Annotated in this window: 10 protein-coding genes; 4 read left to right on the top strand and 6 right to left on the bottom strand. The window is 72.8% G+C overall.

Annotation, left to right across the window (positions count from 1 at the left end):
• Positions 1–43 precede the first annotated feature (43 nt).
• Both IDM40_RS27610 and IDM40_RS27605 read left to right on the top strand, forming a co-directional pair.
• Positions 44–1,027, top strand: a complete 984-nt coding sequence (locus tag IDM40_RS27610) for a DUF2332 domain-containing protein (RefSeq protein WP_193125019.1) — start codon at positions 44–46, stop codon at positions 1,025–1,027.
• A gap of 136 nt (positions 1,028–1,163) precedes the next feature.
• On the top strand, positions 1,164–2,348 hold the full coding sequence (locus tag IDM40_RS27605; protein WP_328807149.1) for an aminotransferase class V-fold PLP-dependent enzyme: 1,185 nt from the start codon (positions 1,164–1,166) through the stop codon (positions 2,346–2,348).
• A gap of 64 nt (positions 2,349–2,412) precedes the next feature.
• On the opposite strand, the gene IDM40_RS27600 is transcribed toward IDM40_RS27605, so the two are convergent.
• Entirely contained in the window at positions 2,413–3,348 is a 936-nt protein-coding gene (locus tag IDM40_RS27600; RefSeq protein ID WP_193125018.1) for an alpha/beta fold hydrolase, read from the bottom strand.
• A gap of 120 nt (positions 3,349–3,468) precedes the next feature.
• Between IDM40_RS27600 and IDM40_RS27595 the strand changes: the two genes are divergently transcribed.
• A complete protein-coding gene (locus tag IDM40_RS27595; protein WP_193125017.1) occupies positions 3,469–4,041 on the top strand; it encodes a TetR/AcrR family transcriptional regulator in 573 nt (190 codons plus the stop codon).
• A gap of 192 nt (positions 4,042–4,233) precedes the next feature.
• Here IDM40_RS27595 and IDM40_RS27590 read toward each other — a convergent pair whose 3' ends face one another.
• Positions 4,234–4,719 (bottom strand): MarR family winged helix-turn-helix transcriptional regulator, encoded by a 486-nt coding sequence (locus IDM40_RS27590; protein ID WP_193125016.1) that lies wholly within the window; start codon positions 4,717–4,719, stop codon positions 4,234–4,236.
• Between the two features lie 89 nt (positions 4,720–4,808).
• Here IDM40_RS27590 and IDM40_RS28745 point away from each other — a divergent pair, with 89 nt between their 5' ends.
• Positions 4,809–6,428, top strand: a complete 1,620-nt coding sequence (locus IDM40_RS28745) for an FUSC family protein (protein WP_193125015.1) — start codon at positions 4,809–4,811, stop codon at positions 6,426–6,428.
• Positions 6,429–6,491: 63 nt separating this feature from the next.
• On the opposite strand, the gene IDM40_RS27580 is transcribed toward IDM40_RS28745, so the two are convergent.
• The 4 genes from IDM40_RS27580 to IDM40_RS27565 form a co-directional block, all read right to left on the bottom strand.
• Positions 6,492–7,790, bottom strand: a complete 1,299-nt coding sequence (locus IDM40_RS27580) for a purple acid phosphatase family protein (RefSeq protein WP_193125014.1) — start codon at positions 7,788–7,790, stop codon at positions 6,492–6,494.
• A 118-nt stretch (positions 7,791–7,908) separates the two neighbouring features.
• Positions 7,909–8,532: a DUF1275 family protein gene (locus IDM40_RS27575; protein ID WP_193125013.1), complete on the bottom strand. Its 624-nt coding sequence runs from the start codon at positions 8,530–8,532 to the stop codon at positions 7,909–7,911.
• Positions 8,529–8,864, bottom strand: coding sequence for a saccharopine dehydrogenase NADP-binding domain-containing protein (locus tag IDM40_RS27570; RefSeq protein WP_193125012.1), 336 nt, complete (start codon positions 8,862–8,864; stop codon positions 8,529–8,531). Before IDM40_RS27570 ends, IDM40_RS27575 begins: the two co-directional genes overlap by 4 nt.
• A gap of 76 nt (positions 8,865–8,940) precedes the next feature.
• Positions 8,941–9,867: a ribonuclease Z gene (locus tag IDM40_RS27565; RefSeq protein WP_193125011.1), complete on the bottom strand. Its 927-nt coding sequence runs from the start codon at positions 9,865–9,867 to the stop codon at positions 8,941–8,943.
• Positions 9,868–10,027 lie beyond the last annotated feature (160 nt).

The following is a 10,027-nucleotide window of genomic DNA, read 5'->3' as shown; positions in this document are numbered from 1 at the left end:
GGGTGCTTTTCGTTTCCCCCCGATGGAAAGGTGTGTGGGCCCGGTGGAGCATGTGGCTGCTGTGGGTGGTGCCGAGGAGGAGGTCGCGGCTCGGTGGGCCGGGTTCGCGGAGCATTTCGCTTCGGTGGGCGCCGATGCTTATGCGCGTATCGCCCGGGGTGTGGCCGATGATGCGCACCTGGTGGGGTTGGTGGCGTCGTTGCCGGCGGGTAACAAACGTCAGCCGAACCTGTTGTTGGGTGCGGTGCGGTTCCTGGGCGGGCCGGTGGGTGAGTGGGCCGGGTTCCGGGCGTTCGTGGTCGAGCACTGGGACCGGGTGCGCTCGGTGGTGCTGGAGCGGTTGACCCAGACCAACGAGGCGCGCCGGTGTGCGGTGTTGTTGCCGGTGTTGGCGCAGTTGCCGGGCCCGTTGGCTCTGTTGGAGGTGGGTTCCTCGGCGGGGTTGTGCCTGTACCCGGACCGCTACCGGTACCGGTTCGGGGCAGGCCCCTGGGTGGGCCCGGCCGACAGCGGTGTGGCGCTGGAGTGTGCGGTCTCGGGTCCGGTTCCGGTGCCCGAACGTGTCCCTGAGGTGGTGTGGCGGGGCGGGGTGGACCTGAACCCGTTGGATCCGGGCTCTGCTGATGATGTGCGCTGGTTGGAGTCGCTGATCTGGCCGGGCCCGCAGGAAGCGGCCCGGCGCGAGCGGTTGCGGGGTGCGGCTGGGGTGGCGGCGGCCGAGCCGGCGCAGGTGGTGGCCGGGGATCTGGTGCAGGCGTTGCCGGAGTTGGCCTCCAGGGTTCCGGCGGAGGCGACGTTGGTGGTCTTTCACAGTGCGGTGGCGGCGTACCTGTCGGAGGCGGACCGGGACGCGTTCGTCGACGTGGTGCGGTCCTTGCCCGGGCACTGGGTCTCCAACGAGGGGTGGAAGGTCTTCCCGTGGTGGGAGGGTGCGCGACCGCCCAGGGAGGGGATGTTCACGGTGGCCCTGGACGAGCGTGTGGTGGCCCATGCGGGCGAGCACGGCCAGGAGGTGGTCTGGGCCTGAGAGCTCTGCGCGCCGCATGGAAGGGGGTGCCCGGGTGGGGGCGCCCCCTGCTTTTTGTTGGTGTTTCTTTGGGGCGGGGTCGGCCGGGGTAGGTGGGGTCTGGATTGGTGTTGCTCTGGTGGATACGGGGTGTGCTGTGGGTTTCGATGTTGCGGGTGTGCGTGCGGAGACGGCGGGCGTGGACGAGCGGGTGCACCTGAACAACGCGGGGGCGGCGTTGATGCCGGACCAGGTGGTGGAGGAGGTGGTGGGGCACCTGCGGTTGGAGGCCCGGGTGGGGGGTTATGAGGCCGCGGAGATGGCCGAGGCGCGGGTGGAGGGGTTCTACACCTCGGTGGCGCGGCTGTTGGGTGCGCGGCCCGAGGAGGTGGCCTTCGCCGAGAGCGCGACGCGGGCGTGGGAGCTGGCGCTGGGTTCGGTGCCGCTGGGCGCGGGGGATCGGGTGTTGACCACGGTCAGTGAGTACTCCAGCAACGGGATGGGGCTGGTCAAGGCCGCGCGTGCGGTGGGGGCGCGGGTGGAGGTGGTGCCCGATGACGCCGACGGTGTGGTGGATGTGGGGGCGTTGGAGCGGGCCCTGGACGCCGGCGGTGTGGTGTTGGTGGCGCTCAACCACATGCCCACGCACAACGGGTTGGTGAACCCGGTGGAGCGGGTGGGGCGGTTGTGCCGGGCTCGGGGGGTGTTGTTCCTGTTGGATGCGTGCCAGTCGGTGGGGCAGGTGGATGTGGACGTGGACCGGGTGGGGTGCGATTTCCTGACGGCGACGGGGCGCAAGTTCTTGCGGGGGCCGCGGGGGACGGGGTTGTTGTATGCGCGTGCGGGGGTGCGTGTGGGTGAGCCGGCGGTGGTGGATGTGTCCTCGGCCGAGTGGGTGGGGGCGCAGTCCTACCGGGTGCGTGAGGATGCGCGCCGGTTCGAGTCGTTCGAGCGCAGTGTGGCGGGGCAGTTGGGGTTGGCGGTGGCGGCCGATTATGCCTATGCGCTGGGGATGGAGGCGGTGGGTGAGCGTGTGGCCTGGTTGGGTGAGGTGTTGCGTGAGCGCCTGGGGGTGTTGCCGGGGGTGCGTGTGTGGGATCGGGGGCGTGTGGGTGAGCGGTCGGGGATCGTGACGTTCTCGGTTCAGGGTGTGGGCGCTGAGTGGGTGCGTGCGTCCCTGGCGCGTGCGGGGGTGAATGTGAGTGTGGCGCGGGTGCACAACCAGGTGTGGGAGCACCGGGGCTTGCCCGAGGAGGTGGTGCGCGCGTCGGTGCATTACTACAACACCGAGGAGGAGTTGGCGGTGTTGGTGGGGGCGGTGGCCGAGCGCGTGGGTGTGTGAGGCCGCCGGTTGCGGTTGCGGGGGTGGGCGTGGTGGCGCCGGCCCCCGCTTGGTGTGTTCGGTCTCAGGTGAAGCGGTCGGTGGCTCGGCGTGCGGCGGCGAGCATGTCGGTTTGTGCGCTGATGTGTGCGGCGTCCTCGCAGATGGTCAGGGTGGCGTCGGGCCAGGCTCGGGCGAGGGTGTGGGCGGTGGAGGCGGGTGAGGAGATGTCCATGCGTCCGTGGATGAGGGCGCCGGGGGTGCCGTGGAGGCGGTGGGCGTTGTGGATGAGCTGGTCGTGCTCGAGGAAGGCGTGGTGGGACCAGTAGTGGGTGACCAGGCGGGCGAAGCGGTAGCGGTGGTGGGGGTCCTGGTAGCGGGGGTTGGGCCGGTGGTGGGGGTGGGTGGCCACGTGGGTGTCTTCCCAGGTGCACCAGGCGCGGGCGGCGCGGTCGCGGGTGGTGGGGTCGGGGTCGTGGAGGAGTTGGGCGTAGGCGTGGGCGAGGTGGTGGGGGTCGGCTTCGGGGCCTGCTGCGTCGCGGAAGTGTTGCCAGGCTTCGGGGAAGACGTGGCGCATCTGGTGGGTGAGCCAGTGGATCTCGTGGGGTGAGGTGGTGGTGACCGAGATCAGGGTGAGGGCGCGTACGCGGTGGGGGTGGGTCTGGGCGTAGGCCAGGGCGAGTGTGGTGCCCCAGGAGGCGCCGAGCAGGTGCCAGGTGTCGATGCCCAGGTGGGTGCGCAGGGTTTCGATGTCGTCGATGAGGTGGGTTGTGGTGTTGGTGGTCAGGTCGGTGTGGGGGTGGGCGGCGTCGGGGGTGGAGTTGCCGCAGCCGCGTTGGTCGTACTGGATGAGGTGGTGGCGGGTGGTGTCGAGGAAGTGGGCGTAGCCGGGGTTGGCGCCGGATCCGGGGCCACCGTGCAGGGCCAGGGTGGGGCGGGCGTGGGGGTTGCCGGTGGTGTAGTAGGCCATGGTGTGGCCGTGGGTCAGGGGTAGGTGGCCGGTGGGTGGGGGCATGGGCATGGGTGGCTCCTGGGGGTGCGATTGTGTCTCTACCGTCCGGTAGGTAGTTTCGGGTGTGCAGGCCGGGGCGTTCTCGCTCGGGCCGTTCGACGATCCCACGGCCGCGAGGAGCCCGAACCGATGCCCAGTTCCACCCCCACCCGTGCCCGGGCGCTGCAGGTCTACGCCGAGCACTTCGCCGCCCACGGCTACCGCGGTACGTCCCTGGACGCGGTCGCGCGCGAGGTGGGGGTGCGCAAACCCTCCCTGTACCACCACTTCCCCGGCGGCAAGGAGACCCTGCACGCCGAGGTGGCGCTGGCGGCGATCGAGAGCCGGGGCGCCGACCTGGCCCGCGCGCTGGAGGTGGAGGGTGATCTGGCCGCTCAGCTGCGCGCGGTCATCACCGAGGCGGTGGCCGATCCCACCGGGGCCACGACCTCCTTCGAGCAGCACCTGTTCGACTCCCTGCCGGAGCTGGATCCCGGGGCGCGCGAGCGCATCACCCAGGCCTACACGCGGCGGTTGTTGGAGCCGATGACCGAGCGGTTCGCGCGCGCGGTGCGGGAGGGGGAGTTGGCCGGGCGCGAGCCCGGGGTGTTGTGCAATGCGTTCCTGCATCTGGCGCGTGCGGTGGACATGATGGGTGATCCGGGCCCGGCGGCCGAGGAGTTGGTGGGGTTGTTCCTGGACGGGGCGCGCGCCGGGGCTTGAGCGCGGTCGGAGAGGGGGCGGACCTGCGCGGTGAGCGCGCGGGGCCGCCCCTGGTCGTGTGTTCAGTGCGCGGCGTGGCCCAGGCGTAGGCGCCAGGCGGCTTTTTTGGTGCCGCCGGTGAGCGGGGCGTTGGTTCCGGTCAGGGCGCGCACGGCGTGTGCCAGGCGGGTGGAGGGGGCCACAGGGGCGGACTCAGGCGCGGTCGATGGGGGCCAGGACGCGCTGGAGCAGGTGGGCGAGTTGGGCGCGTTCGTCGGGGTTCAGGGGGGCCAGGAGTTCGCTCTCGCGCTGGAGTTGGCCGGTGAAGAGTTCTTCGGCGAGCTGGGCGCCGCGGTCGGTGAGGGTGACCTGGACTTCGCGGCGGTCGCGGTGGTGGGGGGTGCGGGTGATGAGGCCGGCCTGTTCGAGGCGGGTGAGGCGTTTGGTGGTGGCGGCGCTGGAGGAGACGGTTTCGCGGGTGAGTTGGCGTGGGCGCAGGCCGTGGGGGGAGCGGCGCAGGGCGGCCAGGACCTCGAATTCGGGGCGGGTGACTTCGGCGTCGGTCAGGGCGGTGTCGGTGATGTGGTGCATGAGGGCGGCCAGGCGCAGGACGCGTCCGATGGCTTCCATGCTGGACAGGTCGAGGTCGGGGCGCAGGTGGGCCCAGCTGTCGCGGAAGCGGGAGAGGGCGTCGCTCACGTGGGGTTCCTGGTCGGTCGGTTGTGGGTGGTGGGGAAAAACCCTACAATAATTTACTTGTGAACTACTTGTGGTCTTTATGGGGTCGGGTGGCCCGCACCCTCACCGCCCGCGGCGCCCTGACGCCCCGCACCGTGCACGGCAACGTCTGGGCCACCGCCCTGCGCGCCGGACTCAGCGTCACCCTGGCTCTGGGCACCCTGTACGCGCTGGGGCGCGTGGACCTGATCCCGTACGCGGCGATGGGCTGCTTCACCGCCCTGTACGCACGCGACGAGACCTACGCCCGGCGCCGCCGGCTGCTGGCCGTGGTCGGCGCCGCCCTGACCGCATCGGTGGCCGCGGGCGCGCTCACCCAGGTCCTGCTCGCCCACACCCTGGCCGCCGTGGTCACCGGTGCCCTGGTGGCCGGGGGCGCCAAGTACCTGGCCGACGCGCTGGCCTTCGGACCGCCCGGCGGGCTCATGTTCGTCTTCGCCGCCGGGGTGGCCGCCTACAACCCCCTGGAGGCGGCCCAGGTCCCGCTGGTGGTGGCCACCACCGCCGCGGCGGCCGCCCTGTCCTGGTCCCTGGCCCAGGTCGGAGCCCTGGCCTGGGCGCGCGCACCCGAACGCCTGGCCACCGCCCGCGCCCTGCACGCCGTGGCCCGACACCTGCGCTCGCCCGGCCCCACCACCACCGCCGGGGCCGAAGAGGCCCTGGAAACGGCCTGGTCCACCCTGCTGTCGGCGCGCGCGCCGGGGCCGCTCCACCGTGACCTGGAGCTGCTCACCGCCCGGGCCGAGGACCTGTTCACCGGGGCCCACAGCGACCTGGAGCGCGCCCGCGCCGGCGCCGAGCTGGGCGAGATGGCCCGCCGGGCGCGCCGCGAGGTGCGCCCTCAGCCGGCGCTGAGCAGTGGCGAGCACCGCGCCTTCACCGACCGGGCCCACCGCATGCGCACCCACCACACGGTGCCCGCCATGGGCCGCGCCCTGCGCCGGGCCTGGCGGCGGCCCTCGCCCACCCGGGTGTCGGTGGTGCGGATCGTGGTGGCCTCCCTGGCCGCGGGTGCCGCCGCCTGGGCCCTGGGCATGGGACACGGGTACTGGGCCGCGGTCTCGGCCGGGTCGGTGCTGCAGGCCACCAACGTCACCACCACCTGGCACCGCACCCTGCAGCGCGCCGCGGGCACCGTGGCCGGGGTGGTGCTGGCCGCGGCCCTGTTCTGGACCGACTACTCGGTGCTGGGCACCATCGCCCTGGTGGTGGTGCTGCAGATGGCCGCCGAGCTGGTGGTGGGCACCAACTACTCCTACGCGATCGTGTTCGTGACCCCGCTGACCCTGGCGCTGTCCAGCCTGGCTCACCCCGGAACCGCCGCCCAGGACCTGGCCGGCGAGCGCCTGTGGGCCACGGTGCTGGGAGCGCTGGTGGGGCTGGTGGTGTGCGCGCTGCTGCCCAACCGCACCGCGGCCGAGCACCTGGAACAGGCCCGCGCCGAGTGCGAGGTGTGCTGTGCCCGCTTCGCACAAGGGCAGGGCCCCCACCACCGGCGGCGGCTGGGCCGGGCGGTGGTGGCCCTGGCGCGCGCCCGCGACCTGGCCCGCGGTGAATTCGGTGTCGGCCCCGGCCACCTCGAGCGGGCCGGGGCCACCCTGGAGCGTGCGCGCCGCCTGGCGGGCCCGGCCCGGGGCACCGGGGACGCCCAGCCCGCGGGCCGGTCGTGAGAGGACCGCGGCCGCCCGGCGCGCGGTGGCCGAGTCCCGCACACGTTCCGGCGCCCGTGAAGGTCAGTCCAGGCCGGGGCCGTCGGTGACCCGCTTGTCCTGGCCCTGGTCGTCCTTGGTGATGGTGAAGGAGTCCACCACCTCACCGGAAGCGGTCAGGGCGCTGTAGTCCAACTGCCCGTCCTCGACCTGCACGCTCTGGAAGGTCTGGGTGTCGGTGGCCTGCACCCGCACCTCGGCGCCGTGGTCGGTCCAGTTGTCCTGGCCGGCCTCGTACATCTTGGGCCCGGTCACGGTCACCGCGTAGACCGGGCCGGTGTGCACGTCCTGCTCGTCGGTGCGGTGCTCGGTGAGGTTGCCGCGGCTGTAGGAGTGGTCGTGGCCCTGCAGGACCAGGTCGACGTCGTGCTCCTCCAGGACCTGCAGCCACGCATCGCGCAGGGGGCCGTTGTCGCGGCCGGGGCTGTTGGAGAAGAGCGGGTGGTGGAAGTTGACGACCGTCCAGGGGTGGGGGTTGGACTGAAGAGTCTGCTCCAGCCACTGGGCCTGTTCCTGCAGCCAGCGGTCCGGCGACAGGGGCGCGGCGTCGCGGTAGTTGGAGTTCAGGGAGATGAAGCGCACGCCCTGGTGGTCGGTGTAGCCGACCGTCTCGGCCAGGTCGGCCCCGCCGGTGTCGGGGCCGTTTCCGGGGCCGGGGAACTGCAGCGGCCAGTACTGGGACAGGGTCAACAGGGAGTACTCGTGGTTGCCGGGCACGGCCACGTGGTTCATGGACCCGGTCGCCTCACCGAAGGCGCCGTACCACTGGTTCCACTGCTGCTCGTCGTTGGCGTCGTCGATGAGGTCGCCGGCGTGCACGGCCAGGTCGGCGTCGGGTTCGGCCTCCAGGGCGGCCTCGATGACGGGCCCGGCCCCCTCGGTGATGTCGGTCTGCACATCGCCGAAGGACAAGAACGTGAAGGGCTCGGCGTCTTGGGCGGCGGTGGTGAAGTGCTGCCACGGGCCCAGCTGGTCGGCGCCGTCGCCGACCCGGTACCGGTAGTCGGTGCCCGGTTCCAGATCGGTGGCGGTGGCGGCGTAGAAGGTGCCCCCGGCCTGGCCGGTGGCGGAGGCGGCCACAGTGGTGACCTGCTCGGGGTCGGAGGCGGGGGCGATCTGCAGTTCGGCGTCGGCCTCGCCCGTGGTGCGCCAGGTCACGGTCTGAGAGGTGGCCGGGTCGGCGGTGGGCGAGAGCAGGACGCGGTCGGGCGCCGCCTCCTGGGCCAGGGCCTGCGGGGCGATCCAGAACAGGCCGGTGGCCACGGTCAGACCGCTCAGCGCGGCGCCGGAGCGGACCAGGGTTCGTCGGACGGGTGCACGCATGGGCGCGGGGTGCCTTTCGTGTGCGAGGGGGAGGGGACGTGGGGAACCTAGCGCGCCACGGGTAACAGGGCGTGAACACCCGGCGTCGGTGTGTCGGCCCTCGGAGGGATCGAGGGGTTCAGCGCCACCACAGCACCGCCCCGCACACCGCGCACCCGGCCGGGACCAGCGCGGCCGCGCCCGGGTAGTGGATCAGGCACACCGTGGTGGCCGCGGCCCCGGCCAGCAGGAAGCCCAGGCGGGCCAGCGCCCACCGGTGCCGTGCCAGGCCCTGGCCGGTGGCGGCATCGGAGAGCGCGGCGGTCAGGGTGCCGGTCAGGTAGGTGGTGGAGGCCCCGCTCTCGCGCGCCCACGCGCTCTGGGCCCCCATGGCCAGGGCGGCCAGAACCAGCAGGGCCGGGGCCTGCACGGTGGAGGGCTCGCCGCCCAGCGCGGCCCAGGCTGCGGCGAAGGCCACGACCGCGGTGGTCTGCAGCGCCAGTTGCAGGCGCACGCGCGAGCGGGTGCGGCGCTGGGGTGCGCCCATGATCGCCGAGGCCGCGCCCACCCCGGCGGCGAAGGCGGCCACCGCGCCCGCAGCGGTGGCCGCCAGGGTCCACTGGCCCGCGCCCAGACCGTGGCCCACGTGCACGAGGTTTCCGGTGATGATGCCGCTGAAGACCCCGCCCAGCACCGCCACCGAGATCAGGTCCATGCCCCCGGCGCAGGCGGTCAGCACCGCCAGGGCGACCGGGCGCCTCACCGGTTCAGGGACCGGGCCGCCTCGCGCAGGGCGCGGGCGCTCTCGTTCAGGGCCTGGCTCTCGTCCTGGCTCAAGGGCGGCTCCAGGACACGGCGCACGCCTGCGGCCCCCACCACCGAGGTCAGGGACAGGGTCGCCCCGAAGTGGTCGTTGTAGGAGGCCACCGTCATGACGCGGCCCTCGTCGCGCAGTACACAGCGGGCCAGGGCCAGGGCGTGTGCGCGGGCGGTGTCGGCGTCGATGAGCACGATCTGTTCGGCTTCGCCCTGTTGGACCAGGCAGGTGGTCACGGCGGCGCCGACGGCGCCGGCGCCCACCACGGCGATCTTCATGTGCTCCCCCTCGCCCGCTGGGTGTGTGGCGGGGTGGGCCTACCCGGGCGTGTGTGGGCACATGCGCCGTGGCCGGTCAGCGGCGCGGGGGCAGGGCGATGCGGTCCAGGTCCGCGGCCAGGGTGGTCGGGCCCGGGTAGACCTGGGCAGCCTGGTCGAGGAAGCGCTGGTCGTCGCCGTGTTCGTAGCGTTCGGAGATGTGGGTCAGCACCAGGTGGCGCACCCCGGCGCGGGCGGCGATGCCTGCGGCCTGGCGGGCGGTGAGGTGGCCGTAGGCGCGGGCCAGGTGTTCTTCGCTGTCCAGGTAGGTGGATTCGATGATGAGCAGGTCGGCCCCGGCGGCCAGTTCTTCGGCCTGGGGGCAGGGCGCGGTGTCCATGACGTGGGCCACGACCTGGCCCGGGCGTGGGCGGGCGACCTGTTCCAGGTGCACGGTGGTGCCGTCGGGGCGGGTGAGGTGGCCGTGGGTCTTGATGTGTCCGGCGTCGGGGCCGGTGATGCCGTGTTGGGCCAGGGCGTGGGGGTCCAGGCGCCAGGTGTCGGGTTCGGCGATGCGGTAGCCGTAGGTGGGCACCGAGTGGTGCAGGGGCAGGGCGCTGATGTGCAGGTTCGGCTCGCCGGTGGGGCAGGCGCCGTGGCCGCCCACGGGTTGGGCGGTGATGCGGTCGGTGTCGACGAAGGCGGTGGCGTGGCGCAGGCGGTCGAAGTGGTCCTGGCCCTGGGCGGGGTAGGCGATGCGCACGGTGTGGGGGACCTGGTCGCGGGCGATGCGTTGGATGGTTCCGGGCAGGCCCAGGCTGTGGTCGCCGTGGAAGTGGGTGATGAGGATGCGGGTGATGTCGGTGGCCGAGACGCCGGCGGTGCGCATCTGGCGTTGGGTGCCTTCACCGGGGTCGATGAGGATTCCGTGGTCGTCGAAGCGCAGGAAGTAGCCGTTGTGGTTGCGGCGGCGGGTGGGCACGGCGCTGGAGGTGCCCAGGACCAGGAGTTCTCGTACCGACATGGGCTGCATCCTGGCACAGGCGCGGGCGGGCGCGCGGGCGCGGCGGGTGTGGGGGTGGAGCGCAACGCGGGCACCGGGACGTGTGAGGGGGGGGCGGTGGGTGCGGTGGCGTGGTCGGGGTGGGGTGGTCCTTGAACCGGGTGGGGATCTGGCGTTCTGT

Source organism: Nocardiopsis coralli (genome assembly GCF_014892575.1).
GTDB lineage: Bacteria > Actinomycetota > Actinomycetes > Streptosporangiales > Streptosporangiaceae > Nocardiopsis > Nocardiopsis coralli.
This window is presented reverse-complemented; position numbering and strand designations above follow the sequence as displayed.